The organism is Sphingopyxis sp. SE2, from assembly GCF_032227185.1.
Taxonomy (GTDB): domain Bacteria; phylum Pseudomonadota; class Alphaproteobacteria; order Sphingomonadales; family Sphingomonadaceae; genus Sphingopyxis.
Genome location: NZ_JAPMXW010000001.1, coordinates 1,107,915 through 1,130,453, shown reverse-complemented (window position 1 = coordinate 1,130,453; position 22,539 = coordinate 1,107,915). Strand labels below are relative to the sequence as shown.

The following is a 22,539-nucleotide window of genomic DNA, read 5'->3' as shown; positions in this document are numbered from 1 at the left end:
GGCCCGGGCGTTGTGATTCTCCCGCAACGTTGCGGAAACGACAGCTTAGGGGTGGTGAGCGGACGTTGCGGCAATTTAGCCCTCCCTTCAGGGGGGAGGGGCAGCACTGGCACCGGCGGCAACGCCTGGTCGTAGTGGGGGTGGGGTCTATCGTTGCTGCCAGGCCGATAGACCTCCCAACCCCTCCTGAAGGGAGGGGCTCTCTCTCAATGGCCGCAACCGGTCGGAAGCCGCCTATCCCTCGCTCTCGCTGAAGTATCCTCGAGCATCTCCGCATCGAGCGCGCACCCGCCCTGCTCGAGCGAGATCACGCCGACTCCTCCCAGCTTTTCAGCTGGCGGTTGATATGCTCGCGGCTCATTCCGGCAGAAATTGCGGATTCGGTCTGGCTCAGCTCGACACGCTGTGATGCGTCGACATCCTTGCAGATCAGCCGTTTCAGATGGCGCGCGAGCCGCGGGGCGAAGGCATAGGCGCGGTCACTCTCGATCGTCTGGTCGGCGGTGCGCAAGCGCCGCGCGAGCTGCTGCATCAGCGACCAGGCGAATTCAGGATAGCTCGCGGCGAAATCATGGCGCGGTGCGGCCGAGCTAGACGCGCTCCCCCGCGCGCTCGTCGCGGTCTGGGGCTTGCCGGGTGCGCTCGCCATGGCATCGAGGAGCGCGATCTCCTCCGGTACACCGCGCCCGGATTCGGCAGCATAAGCGAAGCACGATTTCGCGGCCGCCGAGGTCAGCATCGATACCCGCGCAGTGCCATCGGTCAGGATCAGCATCATCGCCCGGGGTCGCCCTGGACGAACGTTCCTTGCCCTTGACGAAATTGACCTTGCACCGCGCGCCTGCGCGCATTTCAGCCCAATCCTCGATCGTCAGGCCGGAAAAAAAAGGTGCTGTCGAGTACCACAATTCGGCGAGGATTTCGCGTGATCCATCTGCCCCTGCGCGTCGTTCTAAACCAGCCGGCTCTGCTTCACCGCCGCTTCGATGAATCCACGAACAAAGGATGCGGGTCGACAACTTCGGTACGAGTTCCGGTGGAACTGCACCCCGATAAACCACGGATGGTCCGGGCGCTCAACGATTTCCGGCAACATGCCGTCGGGCGACATGCCCGAAAGGCAAACCGCCCTTTTCGAACTGCTCGCGATAGGCGCCGTTGACCGTAACGATGACGGTGGCGCTTTCGCTGATGTCGTTGGCGCCATGAACGCTGACGGCTGTTCGGCGACAGCTTCGCTTCATAGGCGCCGGAAGCCGCATCGTGCCGCCCAGATCAGTGTCGGCGCCGCGCTGCAGGCCTTCGTCGCTCATCCATTCGTGATCATCCGACGACGAGAACCGTCCCGTTGGCGAATTCGGTGCTCGACGCGTCCTTGATGCGCTCGTGTTCGCGCGCCCACTCGATGCGCCATCTGCATGCCGGGCAGATGCCGAAGAAGGGCACGCGCCGCGTTCGCGCGCGAAGCGCACGCTCGAAATCTTGCCTTCGGACCCGCTCCTTAAAACCGCCGGGGACGAGAATACCGCTCATCGGATTTCGAGATTGGCGGCGAGATCGTCACGCTCGAACATTTCGGCGTCCAGCGGATGTTGACCCTTGACCCGGTGCGCCATGCCGCCATGGACCAGTGCTTCGTTGAGCGGTTATGACGTCGGGTGGCGACACATATTTTGCCTGACGCCGATGTTGACCTCGCCCTCGGGATGCTGCTTGCGGTCCCGCGTCGTACCAGCGCGTCAGATCGGGCGCAGGCGCGTCGTGAATACCGAAGGCGTGCAGTACTCAGATCGAATTTCGCCGCCGTGTGGACGGGCACCGAATAGATGCTGTCGCGTCGAGGGCAGGATCACCGCTTCCTTGCGGACGTTGCAGAATTGCGCGATTTCGCGCGTTCGGTCTCGGGCAGCAGCTTTTCGCAGCAGCAGGGAAGCGGGATGTCGGGCTGGACGCCCAGGACGCGAGGCTCGCACGCTGTGCTGCGTCGGCGGTCTTCAGTTCGCCAGCAGCGGCGATGCTTTAACACCAACGTGACGTGGACCGAATCATTTCGCGCCCGACCTCGTTGTGAGCTGGCGGATCGCCTCGATGAAGGGGAAGCGATTCGATAACCGACCGTGCCGCCGATTTCGCACAGCACGAAGTCCAGGTCATCGGTCTCGGCGCGCGAATTCTTGATCGCGTCGGTGACGTGCAGGTTGACCTGCACCGTCGCGCCCAGATAGTCGCACCGGCGTTTCATGGCGATGATGCCCTGATAGATGCGGCCCGAGGTGACATTGTCGCTCTGCCGCGCCCGCAACGCGCCCGTAAAACGCTCGTAATGGCCGGGTCGGTCGGTCTCGGCCCCGTCGTCGGTCACATAGACCTCGCCATTGATAAGACGACATCATTGCGGTCGACGTTCGAATGAAGTCGAACGCGAACCGGACACGCGATAGCCGCGCGCCTGCAACAAGGCCTGCGGGCTAGCCGCCATCAAACCTTTGCCAAGCAGGGAGACCACGCCGCCGGTGATAAAATGAACCGCCATGGGAGGAAAGACTTGCTCAGCAGGAGGGACGGCGCAAACCGCCAGATCTTTAACCGCGGAAAATATTTCCGCCGGGCGGGAGTCTGGTCAGAGGCAGAAGCGCCAGTTGACCCCTGTAGCGAAGGGGCGCCTGCGCGGGAGCGGGCGGCTTCCTGACTTGCCGCCGCGGCCGCAGCCGCCAGCGGATCGTCGTCGCCAGGGCCAGCGCCGGTAGAGCGCAGTGCCAGGCGGACTACGCCGGGCCGGTCAACGGCAGGGACGGCGACCGCGCCGCTCGTCCTGCGCCGATTTCGACAGTGAGGTGTCGATCGTCCGAACCGCTGCGGCCGACCGAGGCCATCGCCGCGGTAGGATCGACAGTGCGACAAAGCGGTGGGACCGTCGTCGCACGGAATGTGAAGTCACCGCGCCGCGCCGGAAACAGCAGGCCCGCCGGGTGCCGCCGACACCAGACCGCCTGCCGACTTCATCAGGATGACGCCGATCATCGCCGCGGCAACGAGCGCCTGGACGACAAGCAGGGAAGGTGAAAAGGCTGGACATCATGATTTCCCGAACTCGCGCACGGCCTCCACGGACGCGCCCGCGGCACCACATAGAGACGAAGCGGCCGGCGCTTCAGCCCGCCACCTAATCGTCGCCCCGCGAAGGCAGGGCAACTGGGTTGCTAGGTCGTTGGCCCCCCGCCGTCGCGGGGCGACAGGGTCGATCAGCAACTCGTTGCAGCCGCCACGATCGGCACGAACTTCGCCGCCATCAGGCTCGCTCCACCGACCAGCGCGCCGTCGACATCGCCCGCGCCGAGCAGTTCAGCCGCATTGTCGCCGTTGACCGATCCGCCATAAAGAATGCGCATTTTGTCAGCGGCGCCGCCGAACCGCGCCGCAGTGCTTGCCGGATCGCGCCGATGCATCGCCGCCACATCGGCCGCAGTGAGAACAAGCCCCGTTCAATCGCCCAGATCGGCTCATAAGCGATAGCGAAAGGCGCTGCGCATCGAAAGCGTCAGGCACCGGCCGCGATCTGCGCCAGCACGCATAGATCCACGTCGCCCCGCCCGGTCGCGCACTTCGCGCAGCTCACCGGCCTGGATCACCGACAATCCGGCAGCCAGCCCGGCTTCGGCCTTAGCGCGCACGTCAGCACGGTCGGGGTCTTAGCACAACTCAGCGGCGTCACCGGCAACTCTGACCTTCCGGCGGATCAGCGGCGCCAATGTCGCGAAGGTCGGCAGCGAGAATACGGCGTCGGCGAACTGCGCGAGCGCGTGCGTCAGACTATAATCAGGCGCGGCAGGACCAGCCCGAATGACGTGGCCGCCTTCGTCGAATCGGGCGGGGCTCGACCGGAGTGCTCAATCAGCTCGTCGAAGGATCGGCGTTCGACCAGTTCGCGACCGAGCTGGGCTTCGGCGTCAGCAAGCGGCGATCGACAGCCGCATCGCCGACCTGCCGCTTTCGCCGGCGTGTCGGGCGAAGTTCGACCAGACGGTGTTCAGCTTCGCCGGCAAACGGCATCAGCGAGGGCGCAGCTGCGCGCGCGACCTGCGGCAACTCCTCGTCGAACAGCTCGCCGCGCCGATCATGCAAATGCCGCGCATCGCGCTCGGCATCGCGCAACCTATGCCGCGCTGCTCCTCGAACAGCGCCGCGGTCAGGCGACCTTCTGGCATTCCGATCCAGCCCCTTCGCGCCGACCGCCGACCCCGGCGACGCGGCGCTCAATAACTCTGTCATGGTCAGGCGAAGTTCACCGTGCCCGAACGCCGCGTGATCCAGTACGCCTTGATTCTGACCACGCCGGTTCCGTTCCGCGGTCGCCGACGCCGAAATCGCCGGGTCTATGGACAATGCCGCAATATGCCGCGAGCGAAACCGCTTCGCGCAGGTGATCATCCCCGATCAGGCGGCAGCAAACGCGCTCGCGAAGGTTCGCGGCGGCACCTCGCTCGCCACCGCGGCGCATCAGGCGGCAGGCCTGTCGGCCTCGACCACCGGCGATATGACCAGATCATTTTCTTCATGGCGACCACCGCCGCCGCGGCAGGCCGCACCGCTGCCAGGGCGCGGCGACCTCGTCGGCCGGTGACGCAGACCGGCCTCGGCTGGACCGTCGCGCGCGTCGGACGTCACCGCCAAACCCGCGCGCACTCCTGGCGCAGGCGAGCGAAGATCACCGAACTCGCGAAGAACAAGGCAGACGAAGCGATCGTCGATTATTACAACGCGATTCAGGATGCCGTGAACAGCGGCGCCTCGGTCGAGGAAGTCGCCGCTGAGCCGCAAGCTCCAGCTTGTCGAAGCCCCAGCGTTGCTGCCGAGCGGCCGTGCGCCGCAGCAGCCCGCCTTCGTGCCCGCGCCCGAACTCGCCCGCGCTCGTCGCACAGGCCCTTCCAGGCCGCGGGCGAGCGAGGTCACATCACGACGATCGTCGAGGAATGAGAAATTCGCCGTTTACGCGGGGTGAAGTCGATCGTCGCCGCCGCACCGCCCCTTCACGCGCAGATCCGCGCCGACCTGCTCAGCAGAATGGCGCTTCGCCGAGGGCAGGAACGCCCGCGACAGGCGCGCGCGATCGTGAAGGCGGTCGAGGGCCTGCAAGAGCCTCAATGAAGCGGTCGCCGCCGCCGCCGGTCCGAACATCCGGCGTGCAGGCGATCGGCGGCCACCGCGCCGAGCTTGGCGCCGACGGCAACCCGTTCCGCCCGAACTCGCCCTCCTTTCTCGTGGCGAAGAACGCAGCGTCAAGACGCTCAATCCCAGGCAATCGCGGCTGGATGGTCGTAGCGCTCAGCGTGTGCAGCGCCCCGATCCGAAAGCGATCAGGCGCAGCGCGTCGCCGCGATCGCCCGGCCGCTAGCCCCCGCCTTCGACGGCAGGCTGATCAGATAGCTCGCCGCCGAAACCAAGCGCCGCGTCAGCGTGACGATCAACAAGGATCTCGTCGCCAGCTGCGCGCCGACTCACCGGCAACGCCGGTCGTCGAATAAGAGTGAGCCTCGAAGGAAGAGCCGCGACGCTCGAAGCGCTGGCGCGGGGCCGCAGCGCGGTCGTCTGGCAGCCTTCATCGCGGACTCAGAAACCCCCGTCTCGGCCGCGCTCAAACTCATCGAGCCGGGCCGCGGCGACGCAGGGTGCTCCGGTCAAGCTTGGCGAGACGCGCGGGCGCTACAGCCTGATCGGACTCGACCCCGACCTGATGTTCGAGTCACCGGCGGCGACGCCGCGCGGATCAACCACGACTGGCGCCGCGATCGCGATGCGTTCCAGCCCTCAGGCTCCGGCGCGCGGAATACCGCGACCCTCGTCGCCGAATGCCACTTCGACGTGCCCGAGGGGCCGCGAAGGCGCTCGCGACGCTCGTCGCTTCTTCGCCTATGAAACGATCAGCCTCGTTAGACGCATCCGCGCGCGCCGGGCGCTGGCCTCGGCCTGCCCGACATGATCTTCGTGCGCCCGGCGGTGATCTCGTCTTCGGCCGCCTCGCCGACGAACTCTTCCTCATCGCGCCGATCGGCCCGGCGCGGTGCGATCGACCGGATGATCGACGCCGCTGAGATCGTCTCCGACACCATCGCGCGCGCGCCAATGAAACGCCAGCGCCGCCAAATCGTGCGACGACCACCGACGACCGATATCGCCGCGACCCACTAACGACGCGCATTTCGCCAAAGATGGTGTAGCAGAAGACTATGTCGCCGCGGTGCGACATTTTTCAGGTCGTGCTGTCGCAGCGCTGCAACCCCGTTCGATCTGCCGCCGTTCGACCTCTATCGCGCGCGGCAGATGAAATCCCTCGCCCTTCTCTATTTCTCATTACCCGGCTTCGCGCTGATCGGCTCGTCGCCCGAAATCACCTCGTTCGGGTGCGCGGCGGGTACGATCCGCCCGATCGCGAGCACCCGCCTGACCGCACGAGCACCGAGGATAATCGAGATCGCGACAGCCTGCTCGCCGATCCACGGGCGCGCCGAACTCGAGTGCTCGACCTCGGCGCAACGACGTCGGCCGCGCGGCGATCGGCGGCAGCGTGACCGTCACCGACAGCTATACGGTCGAATATTACAGCCGTCATGCATCGTCTCCGAACGTCTCATCGGCCGCATCGCGCCCGGCAAAGTGCGATCGATGCGTTGTTCGCCAGCTTTCCTGCGGCACGGTGTAGCGCTCCCAAAGTGCGCGCCTGCCCAGATCATCGCCGAACTCAAGCCACGTGCGCGCGGGCCACGCGGGCGGCGTGGCTATTCGCCCCGACGGCAATATGGACAGCTGCATCGTGCTGCGCACCGCGATCGTCAGGATGGCAATGCGCATTCAGGCCAGCGCAGGCATCGTCGCCGACAGCATTTACGCCTGAACAGCGCGAGTGCGAAGCCAAAGTGACGCGCTCTTCGCGGCCGCGCGCGAAGCCGATGCGTTGGCAGAACGCCGGGTTGCAGACGGCCGAGGCGCGGAGTTAGGATGCGTTGATCCGTAGGACACGGGGCTTACGACCGGTTGCTGACGTCCTGTGTAATCATCCCGCCACCGGCAGGCTCCGGGTGAACCGCGCTCCCTGCCCCGGCGCGCCCAATCGACGGTGGGTCGCCGTCCATCGCACCGCGCCAGACGGCGCGCGATGAGCCCAATCCCCGATCTGCTGTGGTGCGCCCGGAAGCGCTCGGGCGCCGGAACACCACCGCCTGCTGCTCCGGCGTCGATGCCTGCCCCTGGTGAGCAGTCACCGTCGCGCGTCTTCGCGGTCGACGCGAATCCATATCTGCAGGTGTCGGGCGGTAACGGATCGCGTTGCGGGCAGTTGAGCAACCTGCAGAACGCGACAAGCTCACCTTAGGCTGGCACTTGATCGTCGGTGCAGCGCGTCGATGCGGATGCCGCTTTTCTCGCTTCATGGCGAGCAGGCCCTGGCGCGGCAGGCCAGATCGCCGAGTCGATATCGTCGCGATGCCATAGCAGAGCAGGGCGCTCGATATTCCCCGGAGGTCGGCAGGTCGTCGGTGAGGCCGAGCAATTGCCGCCCGGCATGCGCGATATCGCGGCGTAGCGCGCATAATCAGCGCGGATCCAGTATCGAACTGGCCCGAAATCGTCTGGCCGTCGCGATGATGCGGCTCCATCGGTCACGCGCATCAATGCAGCGCCCGACTGCAGGTCCAGCGGTAGCGATCAAAGGCCGGATCGACAGCGAGCGCGCCGGATTCTTTGCTGAGCCGCGGCGGAGCTGCTCCTCCAGCGGCGACCGCCGTTGCGCAGCCGGTGCGGCGTCCGGTCGCGTCGAACAAGGTACTCGCCGGCAGAGCGTCATCATCATCTGCCCGTCGGACGCGCTGGCCGTCGAAGCGCGCCTGCCGCGCCAGCGCGCAGCACCGGAAAATAAGCCGTCATCGTCCAGGCTACAACTCGAACAATTCAGGCGGGCGCCCTTGACCGGGAACCGGCGGGGCATCGGCCGCACGCGCAACGCACAACGTACAGTATGGTCGCATTTCCATGCCCAACGCGAACCACGGCGCCCTCGGCAATCGGCGGCGTCTGGGGTTAGCTCAGCGGCCGGGTACGCCAGTCTGGTGATCTCGAACTACACCGTCGGCGTCGGGGGGTGGTGCGGACGGCGCGTGAATGTCGCTATGATCGTCGGCCGCATACAGCGGCCGACTGATAATCATGATCAGCCGCTTTGCATGGCGGGCGCGCGAGTGCGGCAGCGCAGGCAGCTTGTCGAGTCCGCGCGCACTCTTTGACGCAGCGGCAGCGCGTCGGCGCTCCAGCGCAGTGATCGATCCGGCCCCGGATGACGCGCTCGTTCACCGTACGCGCTCGTGCTACATTTGTTCATTATCGTTCTCATAAATGCCTGCGCGTGCCGGCAGCATCGCCAGCGATGCCTCGATCGGCGCCAGCGCCAGCCGAATCGGTGCAGCGGCGCAGGCGGCAGCGCCGCGTCTCGACGTTAATAGCGCCAGCGCCATCGTCATGGCGCGGCGGTACGCCGCCGCCGCGAACACCCAGGCACGGGTAATCGTGCCGTGCGATCGCTGGCAACCGCCGCGTAAACGGCATCAGCGCCCAGTGCTTCGTGTGGGCACGTCCGCGTCGCGATCCCGCTTTCGGTCGCGTTGGCGGTCACTGTTTCGGCGCGCACGGCGTCGCCCAACGGCGGCGCGCTTCGCGTCCTTGCTCGCCTCGGCCAGCCGCCACGCCGCGATATCGAGCAGCAGCGCTGGAGGTCCTCGCCTATCCGGTCGGCGATCGCGATCGCCGATTACCAAGCGCGTCGAACCGCCGGCGGTCGGCGTCTGCAACGCCAATTAAACGGTGACCGACGTCAGACAGCGCTTCGCCGACGGGAGGCTATCGTCGTTCGCACTTCCGGGTTCGGACAGCAGCGGCGGCGGGCTGCGCTGTCCGTTGCTCGCAGCGGCATGTTTTCCTCGGCGCGCGCGAAACAATTTCGCCGCGAGCCCGGTGCGGAGGGCGGTCCGCCGCCGAAGCCTCCGCCATAGGCTGCAGGATCGATCGCAGGATCGAGCCGCGCAGCGATGTCATGACCATCCGCCGCGCATTTGCTAACGCACTGTTCTTCAGTCAACCAGCCCTGCGGCAGTCAGATAATCGCCAGCTCGATACCGACGCGCCGAGCAGCACGACCGGCGACGGGCGATGCCGGGGAAGGACCGGTCACTCATGCGCGTCCGCCAATACATCAGCGCCCGGTATGGACCCTTAAGCGCGAGACTGTTGTTTACCGCCTCGGGACGACGGCGCGAGGCGGAACCACAGCGGGATCTGGGCAGCGCGGCAGTGGCAGGATCCGCGAACATCAGCGGGGCAAAGCCGAACAGCAGCGCGGGGCGAGCAAGATCAAGCCTCGTCCGCATCGGGCGGCAGCCAGTGAAAGCGCCGCCCTTTCGCCCGAATCCTCATAGAGCGCGCGCGCCAGCGAGATCGCCGCGGCGAAGGCGTAGCGCAGGCGCGGCTTCAAAACGGCATCGCATTGCCCGGCCCGGCGGCGACAGCAGCAGGGAAAGACCGCAGGCGCTTACCCATGCAGGCGGATGACGTCGCGCCCGGTCCTGAGCGGCGCTCGGCGCAAACGCGCAGAAGGCGCATCGCCGCCAGCCCCAGCCGCCGAGGACCGCGACAGGCGCGCCCGCCGCCCGCGGGCCTTCGCTCGCGACGAAACAACAGCCGCCACCTGAAGCGCGGTGACATGCAGCAGATAGCGATGCGGTTGTCGGCAGCGATTTGACGAACAGCGGCCCGCGAGCCGGATCACCGGCATCATGATCCTCCGACGCCCGGTACATGCCGCCATATTCGACCGGCTGGGCTCGATCGCTCGATCAGCGCCACCCGGTCGGGCGATCGGCGACGATCGCGATCTCGCCACTGCTCGAACAGGGCGGAACCGCCAATAAACCGCCGAGCGCCCGCCTGCGCAAGTCCGCAGCAGGAGTCAGCATCATCACATTCGCCCGGCATGCCCGCAGAGTTCGGCGACCATCGGCTGGGAGATCGAGGCGAGGCCGCCCCAGCGCCGCATCGCGTCGATCCGCTCAGAAACCCTGCGTCAGCATCGTGTCGCCGGTGACGGGGATCGCGGAGATCCGGAGCTTTGCGATTGCCATAATACGTGCCACCGGCGCGGAGGCCGTCGGCGACAGGATAATCCGGTCAAATAAGCCTCGACCAGCGGGACGAGGTCGCTCACCGCGCACACAAGTCACTATGATTGACAGCGAATGCAGTCGCGAGTCACCGAGCAGTTCGGCAGACCGCGGCGACCACTGACTGCGCCGTCACCCGACGTCAATAGACGCCGCCTGACGCGCTCGAACAGCGTCGCCGGCGACGGTGACGACGCGCGCAGCGACCGTCAGGCAGCGTTTCCGGGAAGCGCCGACCAGCGCGATCAGAGGCTATCGGCGCCAGCTTTTCGGCAGCGGTCATCGCGGTGAAGCTTTGGGACCAGTGGAAGCGATTGGCAGAAGCCCCGCGATGCGCCGCGATGACATCGCACCTTCACCTTGTTTTCCCGCACCTTCGCCGCCGTTTTCTACGCAGGTAAAAAAATCCCAACCGGCAGCCAGATCAACTGGTCTTCCCGCGCCGCCGTTGATATCCATCTCCCGAAAGGCAGAAAAAGGCCGGGTCTTGTGGAAAATACGCCTATGCAGCCGTCCGACGACGGCGGTTTCGCCGATCCCAATATCGTCGACGAAATGAGACGTCTACCTCGATTACGCGATAGGCGTGATCATCAATACCGCGCTCCCCGACGTGCGCGACGGGCTGACCAGTCCACCGCCATCTCTACGCGGCGCGGTACCTTCGTTTGAGCCATCCGTACACAGAAATCGGCAAAATCGTCGGCGACGTCGCCAGGTAACTATCACCCGCACGGCGACAGCGCGTTACGACAGCTCGCACACATCGACGCAGGACTGGTCGCTGCGCGTTCCGCTGATCGACGGTCAGGAGCAATTTCGGCTCGTGGACTGATCCGCCGGCGTCGATGCGCTACGCCGAAGCGCGCCTTGCAAAGACCGCGATGGTGCTGCTGAACGATCTCGACAAAGGACGCGTCGACTTCAGCCCAATGACATGACGCGACGGTACTCGTGCTCCCCGGCGCGTTTCCCAACCTGTCGTCAACGGCACGGGCGGCATCGCGGTCGGCATGGCGACCAACATCCCGCCGCACAACACTCGGTGGTGATCGACGCGACGCTCGCGATGATGACCGCCAGCTCGAAGGCGGGCCGCGGGTCGCGCTCGAGGAGCTGATGGCGATCGTCTTTGACTGACTTCCCGACCGGCGCGTGATGCTCCGGCCAGGGGCGGCGCACGGAAACGCCTGCCACCGGACGCGGCTCGATCATGATGCGCGCGACGCATCATCGAGAAGGCAGAACGACCGCCAATCGATTGTATTGGCATCGGTCAGCACCAGTCAGCAAGTCGGGCCTCGTCGAAAATCGCCGAGGCGGCGCGACAAAGCGGATCCGAGGGTGTCGCCACGACATCCGCGACAGATCGAACCGCGAGGGCGTGCGCGTCGTTATCGACTGGCGCGACGCGTGCCGAAGTCGTCCTGAACCAGCTCAGCGTCACCCCGGCGCAATCGAGCTTCCCCGCGAACATGCTCGCGATGCGGCGGCCGTCCGAGATGCTCGGGCTGCAGAATCCCTCTGCCTTCATCGCCTTCCGCGAGGTGATCACCCGCGCTACCAGAACCGAACTCGCCAGGCGCGCGACCGCGCGCGCATCTTACTCAGCTTCATCGTCGCGGTCAGCAATCTCGACGAAGGTCGTCCGCATCATCCACGCTCGCCTCGCGCCGCCGCTCCTGGCCCTGCTCGCGCGCGAATGGCCGATCGGCGAGATCGCGCCTATATCCGCCTCGTCAAGCCGATCGAGGGCGAAGTGGGCGCCACCTATCGCCTGTCAAAGTGCAGAGTGGCTTGATCTCGACCTCCGCCTCCACCGCCTCACCGCGCTTGGCCGTGACGAAATCGGTAAGGAACTCGGGGGTGGCGTCCGAGATTGAACTGCCGATCCTTGCCGACGCGTCAAGCTCTATGGCGTGATGCGCGAGGAGAAATCGTCGCGGTGCGCGACAGATTGCGACCCGCGCAAGACGCTCGTCGCTCCACTGCGCCGACAGCATCGACGGCGAGGATCTGATCGAGCGCGAGAGATGGTCGTCACGGTCGCCACCTCGACGGCTATATCCAGGCGCACCCGCTCGACACGTTCCGGGGCAAAAGAGAGGAAGACGCAGCAGCAAGGGCCGCGCCGGCATGGCGACCAGGACGGATAATCGTTACCGAGCTGTTCGTCACCTCGACGCACACCCCGTCCTCTTCTTCTCGACCGCGGGCAGGTCTATCGCATGAAGAATGGCGCCTGCCGAGGGCAGGCCGGCGACGCCAACCGCCCGATGATCGGCTCCTGCTGCCACTCGCGCAGGGCAGACGATCTCGACCGTCCTCCCGCTACCCGAGGATGAGGCCGGGCAGGGGGCAAGCTGCACGTCATGTTCGCAACCGCGAAAGGCAGCGATGTCGTCGAACAGCATGGACGCTTTCACCAGCATGCCCTCGAACGGCAGATCACTGATGATTCGAGGCGACGGCGAGGACGTGCCGATCGGCGTCGCGCTTTGCTCGACGAAAGCGACGATGTGCCGCTCGCGACGCGCCGGGAACAAGAGCGTCCGCTTCGCCGGCGACGATGTCCGCAGGTATTCCAGAGCCGCAATTCGACCGGGAATGACCGCGGCATGCGCCTCGCCGACGGCGACGCGGTGATCTCTTTCGATCCTCCACCGCGTCAAGACCAGCGGCGAGGCGCGAAGCTATCCGCGCCGCGCCGTGAAGGATAACGAAAACAGACCGACGCTGCCCGGCATTCCGCATGACGAACTCGCGACACGCGAACGAATTCATCCCTCGCCGTCTGCGCCAGCAGTTGTAAAGATCGTCGGCCTGAATATCGCCACGCAGCCGCGGCGGTCGAAATTATCACCAACATCGGTAATATCGGCCGCAGGTACGTCGTTGCCAGCTTCCCCCGCCACCGGCACTGGCTGATGCTCGTCACCGATCAGGCAGCTCATCCGCGTAAGAACAATTCGATGCGCGTCGTCGTCGCGGCAGTGCGCGGCGTGCGCCTGTTCGACGTTGCGAAGGACAGGCATGTCGTCTCGGCGGCCCCGATCGAGGAAGGCGACGAAGCAGGGGGCGAACGCGGACACCACAGGCCGAAAACCCCGCAGGCGGGCGCCGTCCGAATGACGGCGCCCGCACGCGACCTTCAAGTGCTGACCGCGCGGCAATGGGCGGATTTCGAGCGCGAACGCGCGTCTTCGAAGGCCGCCATTGGATATCATGACAGCCGCCATCCACCTGTCATTTCAGGCAACTCGAGACGACGATCGCCAAATATTTCGCGGGCGAAACCGGGCTGATGATCGCCGAGGTCGACCTTATCCTCCTCGGCGGCCATCACTAGGAACCCGCGCGCGGCGGCGACCTCTTCCCGCATCGCCAGACGCCCGATCCATGCGGTCGTGAACTCAAGCCGCGACTACTTGTAGCCGCATCTTGCTTCCGTGCTGAAGTCCCCACCATCGTCGGACCGCCCGCCGTCCGTTCTTTGGGGAAGAGAAGATGCGCCTCTGTTGATCTTCGCCTGTAATATCCCGCCGCGCGCCCGTTGCCGTCACGCCATGAAGCGCCCGCGCCGCGCAGTCGAAGCCCATCCCCAAGAAGGTGCTGAAGCTACGTGCGGTGCGCTATTCATTCGTCTCGAAAGCCGGGCAGCACGGCAATCAGTGGCGCTGGCGGCCTTCGATGGCGCACGCCCTATCGCTTCGTCGCAGGAACTGCGGCTGGATACCGAGATGGTTGACCGACATTCGCACCCGGCAGCACGATCGCGGCGGTGACCGTCGCAGCGTCCTGTGTCGGGCGACGCGGCCGAGTTCGCGTCGCAAGCGGCCGCGCAGCTGAAAGCGCCGCCAATGATGCGGGCGAAAGCCGCCGCTGGGCAGCTGGTACATCCCGGCGAACGACGTCGGCATCGCCTTGCCCGCTGATCGACGCGCTCGCGTACGAACGCTGAAACGCCTCCCTGCCGAGCGTATATGACCTTCGGCCCGTCCGAGGTCATTCCGGGTAGTGATTTAAGACAGTCAGCTCGCTTTCATCAGCGTATCCTGCCCTCGCCGCTCCCCGTCTGGCTCGATAAGCGCCATTTCGTAGGCTATCAGCTATGTCTCGGTCATTCCGGCGGGCTGAGGGCGCGCTCAAACAGCATCGACGTTCAGGAAAGGCGACGGCGAAGCGGTCGCCGGCGTCGCCAGCCTTTCTGACCCCCCATGCCAGGCCCCGTGCTGTTCGGTAATGTCAGCTGTTCAGCGCCGACAGGGTACTTTCCTCCACGTCTCGCGCGCGGTGCTCTCAGGATGTAGAATCGCCGCGATCCTTCGCCGGATCGCTGAAAGCGCCCGCCAGGACGCGTGTCATCGACAGGCGCGGCAGAACGCTGGTGCCGGGCATCTGGGACAGCCACCTTCATATCGGCGACGGTGGGACGTGCTCTCGAACATGGCGAACGGATCACGCAACTGCAACCCCGGCACGACCTTCGACCGCGCGGTCGACGCGACCAAACGCCGCCGAGGCGGCGGTTTGCTGTTCAGGCGTACGCTTCATCTCGGTCATCATCGACAAGAAGGACCCATCATGGCGGGGCGCCGAAGGTGGTCGGCAGCGCCGAAAAACGATCGCGGCCGTGCGCCAGGTCAAAGGAAGCAGGCCTCTGGGGCGTCAAATTCTATGCCTCGATGAATCCGCGTGGATCGCCCCGCCATGCCGAAGCACACAGGCTCACAGCCTCCACGTCTGTCCTGCAACGATGAAGCCGAGCGAGGCGGTCGCCACGCGAGCTATGACGAACTCACGCACCCTCAATTTCGTCAATGATGGGGATACCGCGCGGTGATCGACAAATCGAACACAGGGCGCGGATGACCCACGCGCTATTTCCAGGACGTCGACCTCGCCCCGCTGATGAAGGCTTCATCGCCTGATCTCGCGGCGAAAGACGATCTCGGCCGACAATCGTGATCTTCGAGGCATGCTGACGCGGGACGGCGGCAAGCCACATCCGGCTTATGCCCCCCTGCCATGGGCATCATCTCTTACGTTATCCAGAACGGTCACGTTCACGGCGGGCGGTTATCCGCTCGTCGAGGGCTGACGCGACGACTATCGCAAAGAAGCTATGCAGTGGTCGAGAACCGTGCGCCCAGCATGCACAAGGCAGGCGTGCCAGTCGTCGCCGGCACCGATGGTTGGGGGATCTGGGCGATCGCGAACTCGAAATCTACCGGCAGGCGGAGCTTCACCCCCGCCGAAGCGGAAATCCAGGCGCGACGATCGCTTCGGCACACGTCGTCAGCGCCGACAAACGCACCAGCGATCACCGGTGGGCAAAGAAAGCCATTTATGGTTCTCGTCGACGGCGACGCCACCGACCGACACTCGGCGCGCTCGCCGCGCGTCGTGACCGTGGTCAGCGACGGCTATGTCGCGGAACGCGACGCTGCGGAAGCGGCGGTATAGCGGCGCTCCGATAGCCCGATAGCGGCTTTGGGGTGGGGAACTGTCATCCAGATCCTCCCTTTGCGCAGCAATGGGAGAGTGGCAGCAGGGCTGACAGAGGAGTCGACGCCGTGAGCGTCGGTGCAGAAACCAGCCCCTCACCACCGCTTCGCCAGGTGTAAGAGATTTAGGATTGCCCAGCGTCAGTCGACCCGAGGGCGGACGACCCAGCCTCCCAGCGCTTCGCGATGGGAGATCACCATCGCTTCCGGTCGTTTCCCGACGCAAACCAAATCGGCGGCGAACAGGGGAACGGGGTGACTTCCGACCGTCGCCCCCGCGAAGGCGGGGAGACGCTATCGGTTTGCCAGCGCTGATAAAAGGCCATAGCGGCCCCGCCTTAGCGAGTGGAAGCGGTAGGTTCAAGCCATTACCGCCTCGGCTCGATCCGGCGTCATGGCATATTCCCGCCCTTACCGCCGCCATCGTCTGCACGCCAGGCATGCGCCTGCGGCTTTGCTGTCAGTGTAGCCAGGCAGGAATCGTCCCATTGGGGGGCGATGACGCATAGGATGTCGGTTCGACAGCATCGTCCCGATGGGGCGCCGCATCGATGAATCATATTTCCGCCGCGACCCTTCGCGCCCAGATCGGCCGCGACCGCGAATTTGACCGCGACACTCGAACTGAAATTCGGCGACGCGATCGGTAATGACGCGCGGTGGCGCGACGACGCGCGCGCCCAGCTGTTAATCGTCGCTCGCCTCGGCGAAACAGATGCCTCAGGCGTGCAGCCCGGCGTAAAGGCGGCGGGGAAGAAATAAAGGGCACCACCGGCCTTCTTCAGCGTCACTGTTGGCAGCAGGTTGAACAGCACCCGCCCTGCGCCGCGCTCGGTGTAAATCCGACGCCTTCGCGCCTTGCTGAAGCGCCGCGATGCCTGGCGCGATGACCGCCAGCAGCAGGCGGACCGGCCGCCATCGTCGGTTTGCCCAGAATTTCATCCGGCAACTCCATGGGAACGGCGGGACGATCCCCGCCGGGACAACCACTCTACCGCCATATTACGCAGACAGCAAATGAACCTGTGCGGCCGACCGGCGGGCGTCGCACCGCGCAGCCCATAGGTGCGCGGCGCAGCGCCAACGGCAGTCATCGCCAGTCAACAGCGGCGTACTACCGATCGATCTCGCGCCGATCAGCGCGCCCGCGGCGCTCGCCATGATGATCGTGCCAGGGCAGGCGGTCATGTGATCGACTTCATGACCGAGCAGGGCGCCCACTGGCACCGCCGGGCGCAATCCAGGCCAGTGGCGCCGCTACCGCGGCAGCAATGGCGGCAGTCGCGATAGTGGCTGCGCCGGTAATCGCGCGCCTGTCTGCGTCGGTAATCGCGACGATAATCGCGGCAGTATCGCGATAATCACCGCGATCGCCACGTAATAGCCAGCGGTGGCGATCGCGCGCCTCCACTATCGGCGGGCAGTGCCGCGACGGTGCGTCGCGCCGATCGCGCCGCCAACGCCAGTTTCTTGAACAGGAACGTCTGTCTTCCGTCTTGCCCCGCCGGGATCAGATTAGGACGGCAAAGATGGCGCCTGGCTGAACTGCCGGCGCCTCTCACCATCCCCGACCCCGTCAGTTCGGCGATCTTTGGGGCGCTGCCAGAGTGATTGACCGCGCACAGCAATCGGCGCAGCATCCTTGCCATGACGTACTACATCATCCCCAGCGGCAGGCGTTGCGGCGCGCGCGTGACCGGCGTCGACCTCACGCGGCCGCTCGACGCCGGAACGATCATAAATCCGCCGCGTAGGCTCGTCATCATGTCCTCTTCCCGACCAGAAAATGAGGCGGACGGATCTGAGGCGTTTCACCCGTTATTTCGGCGGCTTCGGCGACGATCCTTCATTCGCCCGATCCCCGGCCACGTATCATCGCGGTGAAGCGCCAAAGCCGACGAAACGCGCCGCTTTCGCCAGCTTGGCACAGCGACTGGGCTTTCTTGACCCGCCCTGCTGCCGGCACCTGCCTCTTCGGCATCACCCATACCATGCCCGTCGGCGGCAGCGCGGTCGCCAGCCAGCACACCGCGCTCGACATGATGCCGACTTTCGCGCGCGCGTCAGAAGGGTTGCAGGCGATCCACAGCGCCCGTGCGAACTACGCGCCGCAGGGCAGCGCAAACGACAGAACGCAGCATGGATATCCGCTCGGCGACGAGGCGCTCGAAGCAGTTACATCAGCCGTCCGCGCCCATCCCGGAAACGGGCCGCAAGAACCTGTTCGTGCCGAATATATCATCAGCTTCGACAGAACCGACGATGCGAGGGGCTGCCGCTGCTGAGCGATCGGTGGCAGGGCCGCGAGGCGTTTCGCTATACCCATGTCTGGGAGGCCCGACATACTGGTCATATCGGGACAATCGCTCGGTCCTCCACCGCGCGACCGGCGGCTATGACGGCCGACCGCCTCCTCCACCGCGCACGACGATCGCGGCATGGGACGGGCTGGCTGACATTATTGGAGAGCCGGTCTCCCCTTCAGGGGGAGGGGACCATCTGAAGCATGGTGGAGAGAACGCGGGTGTTTCCCTGCCTTTATTCGTCGCGCGACTCCGCGTGCCTACCACCTTCGGTGGTCCCCCTCCCCGTGCCGGGGAGGATCAAGGTAGCTCCCGACCGAAACCCGTCCAACCGCCTCGCCGTCCCGACACGTCGCGAAACCCTGCCTACCCCCCACGCGTTGCTCCCGTCAGAAGGAGCAACTACCATGACCCTCCCCAACAACGCCCTCATCCTCGTCGCCGACGGCCGCAAGGCACTGTTCCTGCGCAATCAGGGCGACGAGCAGCGAATCGACTTGCGCATGTCTTCACACCGCGAGCGCGGGGATCGCAAGGATAGCGATATCAAGACCGACGCCGCGGGCCGGTCGAGCCGCCCCGCCGGTGCCGGCGGCTTTCAGGACACGATGGAGGAAGCCGATTTCCACCAGCAGGAAGAGGACCGCTTCGCGCGCGACCTCGCCGAAAAGGTGAATGCGATGGCGCTATCTGGAAAATTCGATGCGCTCGTCGTCGTCGCGCCCGCGCGCACGATGGGCGAGCTGCGCCCGCTATGGCATAAGGAGGTCAGTGCAAGGATCGTTGGCGAGCATGTCAAGGAAATGACCGACCGCCCGATCCCCGACATCGAGGCGTTGCTCGTCGGCGAAGCCGCGCCGCCTTCCTGATCAGGCGCGCGCCTCCTTGGACAAGGTGCTGACCACGCCCCACGCGATCAGCGCCTGCCCCCCGAAATAGAGCGGCCAGACGAGCCACATCGTGACGTCCTTGGACAAAACAGCGCCCTCGCCCGCGAAGATGAACAGGTCGCTCGCGAGGAAGAGCATCGCGCCCACCCCCGTGCGATAGCGCGGGAAACGGCTGGTCCACGCCGCCGCCGCCATCGCGGCGACGAACAGCGAATAGACGGCGGCGTGCCACCAGCCGGGTGCGGGGCTCAGCATGCCCCACACGATCGCCAGCGTCGCGGGCATGGTCAGCCATCCGAGCAGGCGCTGCGACGGCGTCATCGCGGCCCGCCGGTTGGTCAGATACAGGATGATCGCGATGATGTGCCCGACCACGAATGCGACCGCGCCTGTCTCGAGTCCCTTCGCATCGAGCAGCCAGTCGCCGAGCGCCCCGAAACCGAGCGCCGCCGCGATCAGCCAGCCGCTCCTTTCGCGCGCATTGGCGGCCGCCCACAGCGCCAGGAAGCCAACCCCCGTCGCCTTCCACGCCCAGATTGCAGGACCATCGAGCCGCTGGAACACCGCGACCAAGAAACCGACGCCGCCGGCCAGCGCCAGCCACCACAGCCACCGCGCCCGATCCCAACCCTGTTCGCTGCTCATCGCCCGCCCCTTTGCATCTTGCCGTCAATGGGCCTAGTGCGCGGCGGACCAACTGCAAGTCAATGTTTAGGGTAAATAGTGGCGCACGACATTCACATCATCGGCGGCGGCCTCGCGGGCTCCGAGGCGGCGTGGCAGCTCGCCGAGGCCGGCTATCGCGTGCGCCTCTCCGAAATGCGCGGCGGCGGGGATATGACCCCGGCGCATCAGGGTGACGCGCTCGCCGAGATGGTGTGCTCGAACAGCTTTCGCAGCGACGACGGCGACAGCAACGCCGTCGGCCTGCTCCACCGCGAGATGCGGTCGCTCGGCTCGATCATCATGCGCGAAGCCGACGCGACGAAGGTCCCCGCGGGCTCGGCGCTCGCGGTCGACCGCGACCTCTTCTCGGGCGGCGTCACCAAGGCGCTGTCGGAGCACCCCAATATCACCATCGTCCGCGAACGCATCGACACGCTGCCCGCCGAAGGCCCGACGATCGTCGCCACCGGCCCGCTCACCGCCGCCGGCCTCGCCGCGAGCATCGGCACCGCGACCGGCAAGGACGCGCTCGCCTTTTTCGACGCGATCGCCCCCATCGTCTACCGCGACAGCATCGACATGGACGTCGCGTGGATGGCGAGCCGCTGGGACAAGGTCGGGCCGATCGGCGACGGCAAGGACTATATCAACTGCCCGATGGACAAGGAGCAATATCACGCCTTCGTCCAGGGGCTGGTCGACGGCGAAAAGACCGATTTCAAGGACTGGGAAAAGGACACCCCCTATTTCGAAGGCTGCATGCCGATCGAGGTCATGGCCGAGCGCGGCCCCGAAACGCTCCGCTTCGGCCCGATGAAGGGGGTCGGTCTCGACAATCCGCGCACCGGGCGCTGGCCCTATGCGGTGGTCCAGCTGCGGCAGGATAATGCGCTCGGCACGCTCTGGAACATGGTCGGCTTCCAGACCAAGCTCAAACACGGCGCACAGGTCGAGCTGTTCCGCACCATCCCCGGCCTCGAAAAGGCCGAGTTCGCGCGCCTCGGCGGTCTCCACCGCAACAGCTTCATCCGCTCGCCCGAACTGCTCGACGCCCAGCTCCGCCTCAAATCCGCCCCGCATATCCGCTTCGCCGGCCAGATCACCGGCTGCGAGGGCTATGTCGAAAGCGCCGCGATCGGCCTCGTCGCCGCGCGTTTCGCCATTGCCGAGCTCGGCGGCCGCACCTTGCCCCCGCCGCCGCCCGAAACCGCGCTCGGCGCGCTGCTCGGCCATATAACCGGTGGCGCCGATGCGTCCTCCTACCAGCCGATGAACGTCAATTTCGGCCTCTTCCCGCCGCTCGCCGAGGATGTGCGCAAGAAGGACCGCAAGCTCGGCTATACGCAGCGCGCGGGCGCGAAGCTCGCGGAGTGGATGAAGCAGGCGGAGGGCGTCGCGGCCTGACCGCCGGCTTCAGCAACTACACTTCGGTTTCGCCGCTCGCTTCGGCGCCGTCGTTGCAAATTCCGCGCGCGTCAGATCGCCCGACTTGTCGGCATCGGCGCTGGCAAAGCGCGCACCCGTCGTCACCGCCCATTCCTCGAAGGTCAGCAGATTGTTGCCGTCCTTGTCGAGCTTGCGGAACGCCGCGGTGCGCGACGACATCAGTTCGACGCGGCTGATCTTGTCGTTGCGGTCGCGATCGAAGCGGTTGAAGCGCCGCTCCTCGCGCGACGCCTCTTTCGCGGCGGGCAGCGCCGGCGGCGCCGGGCCGCGTTTCGGCGCATTCGCCGCCGCGACCGGAATTGCGGGCAAGGCGGGCGGCGGATCGGGCAGCACCTCGACCTCCGCGATCTGCGTATAGCCCTTCCACATGAACAGCCCGCCGGTCAGCAGCAGCGCGCTCGCCACGCCGCCGATCAGAAATCGGGAAATCGCCATCCGCCCCTCCGCGCCGGTTGATCGGCCCTTGCTATCACGGCGCGCGTGCGGGCGCCAACGGACGACGCCATAATGGCGGCGAATTTTAATCGACAGGCTTGTTCAAAAGCCCAGCGTCAATTGCTATATCCGATCAATGCACAATTACCTCCCCTCGCTGAAGCAGATGCAATATCTTGTCGCGCTCCACGAGCACGGCCATTTCGGCCGCGCCGCCGACGCGTGCAACGTCACCCAGTCGACGCTGTCGGCGGGCATCCGCGAGCTCGAGACTTTGCTCGGCCAGACGCTCGTCGAGCGCACCCGCCGCGTCGTCCGCTTCACCATGCTCGGCAACGCGATCGTCGAAAAGGCGCACCGCGTGCTGCGCGAGGCCGAGGAGCTCGCCGATATGGCGGCCGCCGCGTCCGCGCCGCTCGTCGGCGAACTGCGCATGAGCGTCATCCCCACGATCGCGCCCTTCCTCCTTCCCGGTCTGCTGCCGCGGCTGCGCAAGGAACGCCCGTCGTTGAAGCTCTTCCTGCGCGAGGAACCGAGCGCGCAGGCATGCGAATCGCTCCATCACGGCACCGTCGACTGCGTGCTGCTCGCGCTCCCCTATGCGTGCGGCGACGTCGAGAGCGAGAAACTGTTCGACGACGCGCTCTTCGTCGCCTTCCCCGGCGAGCAGAGCGAAGACCTGCCCGCCATGGTCAGCGCCGACCAGCTCGACCCCGCGCAGATGCTGATGCTCGAGGACGGGCACTGTCTGAAGGATCATGTCCTGGCCGCATGCAACCGCCCCGAATTGCGCGCCGGGGCGCGGATGATGGGCACCTCGCTCCACACGCTCGTCCAGATGGTCGACAACGGCCTCGGCATCACGATGCTGCCGCAAATGGCGATCGAGGCCGGCATCCTCGACCACACCGACATCGACACGCGCCCGCTCGATTCGGAGCATGACTGGCGCACGATCGCGCTCGTCTGGCGCAAGGGCAGCCCCCGCGCCGACGAGTTCCGCCTGCTCGCGGATATTTTCCGCAAACATCAGGTGAACTAGCGTCCCGAATATTCGTTAGAAAACGACCGAACTTAGCCGTCGCCCCCGCGA

The 22,539-nt window shown here is 65.9% G+C and carries 20 protein-coding genes and 1 pseudogene; 8 read left to right on the top strand and 13 right to left on the bottom strand.

Annotated elements, in window-relative coordinates:
- Positions 1–307 precede the first annotated feature (307 nt).
- From OVY29_RS05320 to OVY29_RS05295, 6 genes and pseudogenes are all read right to left on the bottom strand, one after another.
- The gene (locus OVY29_RS05320) at positions 308–778 is read right to left on the bottom strand and encodes a hypothetical protein (RefSeq protein ID WP_313911094.1); all 471 of its coding nucleotides are present in this window, start codon (positions 776–778) and stop codon (positions 308–310) included.
- Between the two features lie 298 nt (positions 779–1,076).
- Complete coding sequence (locus OVY29_RS05315; RefSeq protein WP_313911093.1) at positions 1,077–1,313, bottom strand: hypothetical protein; 237 nt, start codon at positions 1,311–1,313, stop codon at positions 1,077–1,079.
- A gap of 10 nt (positions 1,314–1,323) precedes the next feature.
- Positions 1,324–1,533: a hypothetical protein gene (locus OVY29_RS05310; RefSeq protein WP_313911092.1), complete on the bottom strand. Its 210-nt coding sequence runs from the start codon at positions 1,531–1,533 to the stop codon at positions 1,324–1,326.
- A gap of 316 nt (positions 1,534–1,849) precedes the next feature.
- Positions 1,850–2,533 (bottom strand): annotated as a pseudogene (locus OVY29_RS05305) (hypothetical protein).
- A gap of 709 nt (positions 2,534–3,242) precedes the next feature.
- Complete coding sequence (locus OVY29_RS05300; protein ID WP_313912044.1) at positions 3,243–3,446, bottom strand: triose-phosphate isomerase; 204 nt, start codon at positions 3,444–3,446, stop codon at positions 3,243–3,245.
- A 445-nt stretch (positions 3,447–3,891) separates the two neighbouring features.
- On the bottom strand, positions 3,892–4,428 hold the full coding sequence (locus OVY29_RS05295) for a hypothetical protein (RefSeq protein WP_313911091.1): 537 nt from the start codon (positions 4,426–4,428) through the stop codon (positions 3,892–3,894).
- A 126-nt stretch (positions 4,429–4,554) separates the two neighbouring features.
- Here OVY29_RS05295 and OVY29_RS05290 point away from each other — a divergent pair, with 126 nt between their 5' ends.
- Entirely contained in the window at positions 4,555–4,974 is a 420-nt protein-coding gene (locus tag OVY29_RS05290; RefSeq protein ID WP_313911090.1) for a hypothetical protein, read from the top strand.
- 999 nt (positions 4,975–5,973) lie between these two features.
- Positions 5,974–6,186 (top strand): hypothetical protein, encoded by a 213-nt coding sequence (locus OVY29_RS05285; protein WP_313911089.1) that lies wholly within the window; start codon positions 5,974–5,976, stop codon positions 6,184–6,186.
- A 2,168-nt stretch (positions 6,187–8,354) separates the two neighbouring features.
- On the opposite strand, the gene OVY29_RS05280 is transcribed toward OVY29_RS05285, so the two are convergent.
- Entirely contained in the window at positions 8,355–8,507 is a 153-nt protein-coding gene (locus OVY29_RS05280; protein WP_313911088.1) for a hypothetical protein, read from the bottom strand.
- A 2,540-nt stretch (positions 8,508–11,047) separates the two neighbouring features.
- On the opposite strand from OVY29_RS05280, the gene OVY29_RS24680 reads away from it, so the two are divergent.
- Together OVY29_RS24680 and OVY29_RS05275 are read left to right on the top strand one after the other, a co-directional pair.
- Positions 11,048–11,140 carry a hypothetical protein gene (locus OVY29_RS24680; protein ID WP_409581454.1) on the top strand — a complete coding sequence of 31 codons (93 nt, stop codon included), beginning with the start codon at positions 11,048–11,050 and terminating at the stop codon, positions 11,138–11,140.
- A 534-nt stretch (positions 11,141–11,674) separates the two neighbouring features.
- The gene (locus OVY29_RS05275; protein WP_313911087.1) at positions 11,675–12,082 is read left to right on the top strand and encodes a hypothetical protein; all 408 of its coding nucleotides are present in this window, start codon (positions 11,675–11,677) and stop codon (positions 12,080–12,082) included.
- A 291-nt stretch (positions 12,083–12,373) separates the two neighbouring features.
- On the opposite strand, the gene OVY29_RS05270 is transcribed toward OVY29_RS05275, so the two are convergent.
- From OVY29_RS05270 to OVY29_RS05255, 4 genes are all read right to left on the bottom strand, one after another.
- Positions 12,374–12,745: a hypothetical protein gene (locus OVY29_RS05270; protein WP_313911086.1), complete on the bottom strand. Its 372-nt coding sequence runs from the start codon at positions 12,743–12,745 to the stop codon at positions 12,374–12,376.
- Between the two features lie 234 nt (positions 12,746–12,979).
- The gene (locus OVY29_RS05265; RefSeq protein ID WP_313911085.1) at positions 12,980–13,426 is read right to left on the bottom strand and encodes a hypothetical protein; all 447 of its coding nucleotides are present in this window, start codon (positions 13,424–13,426) and stop codon (positions 12,980–12,982) included.
- Positions 13,423–13,581: a hypothetical protein gene (locus OVY29_RS05260; protein ID WP_313911084.1), complete on the bottom strand. Its 159-nt coding sequence runs from the start codon at positions 13,579–13,581 to the stop codon at positions 13,423–13,425. Before OVY29_RS05260 ends, OVY29_RS05265 begins: the two co-directional genes overlap by 4 nt.
- 2,517 nt (positions 13,582–16,098) lie before the next feature.
- Positions 16,099–16,521 carry a hypothetical protein gene (locus OVY29_RS05255; protein ID WP_313911083.1) on the bottom strand — a complete coding sequence of 141 codons (423 nt, stop codon included), beginning with the start codon at positions 16,519–16,521 and terminating at the stop codon, positions 16,099–16,101.
- A gap of 1,128 nt (positions 16,522–17,649) precedes the next feature.
- Here OVY29_RS05255 and OVY29_RS05250 point away from each other — a divergent pair.
- Complete coding sequence (locus OVY29_RS05250) at positions 17,650–17,991, top strand: hypothetical protein (RefSeq protein ID WP_313911082.1); 342 nt, start codon at positions 17,650–17,652, stop codon at positions 17,989–17,991.
- Between the two features lie 425 nt (positions 17,992–18,416).
- Positions 18,417–18,878 (top strand): host attachment family protein, encoded by a 462-nt coding sequence (locus OVY29_RS05245; protein WP_313911081.1) that lies wholly within the window; start codon positions 18,417–18,419, stop codon positions 18,876–18,878.
- Here the strand turns inward: OVY29_RS05245 and OVY29_RS05240 are convergent, their stop codons facing one another.
- Positions 18,879–19,544 carry a lysoplasmalogenase gene (locus tag OVY29_RS05240; RefSeq protein WP_037555674.1) on the bottom strand — a complete coding sequence of 222 codons (666 nt, stop codon included), beginning with the start codon at positions 19,542–19,544 and terminating at the stop codon, positions 18,879–18,881.
- Positions 19,545–19,619: 75 nt separating this feature from the next.
- On the opposite strand from OVY29_RS05240, the gene trmFO reads away from it, so the two are divergent.
- On the top strand, positions 19,620–20,969 hold the full coding sequence (trmFO, locus tag OVY29_RS05235; RefSeq protein ID WP_152567620.1) for a methylenetetrahydrofolate--tRNA-(uracil(54)-C(5))-methyltransferase (FADH(2)-oxidizing) TrmFO: 1,350 nt from the start codon (positions 19,620–19,622) through the stop codon (positions 20,967–20,969).
- Positions 20,970–20,978: 9 nt separating this feature from the next.
- On the opposite strand, the gene OVY29_RS05230 is transcribed toward trmFO, so the two are convergent.
- Complete coding sequence (locus OVY29_RS05230) at positions 20,979–21,446, bottom strand: hypothetical protein (protein WP_200880185.1); 468 nt, start codon at positions 21,444–21,446, stop codon at positions 20,979–20,981.
- Between the two features lie 136 nt (positions 21,447–21,582).
- Here OVY29_RS05230 and OVY29_RS05225 point away from each other — a divergent pair, with 136 nt between their 5' ends.
- Positions 21,583–22,488: a hydrogen peroxide-inducible genes activator gene (locus tag OVY29_RS05225; RefSeq protein ID WP_037555670.1), complete on the top strand. Its 906-nt coding sequence runs from the start codon at positions 21,583–21,585 to the stop codon at positions 22,486–22,488.
- The last annotated feature ends 51 nt before the right edge of the window (positions 22,489–22,539 follow it).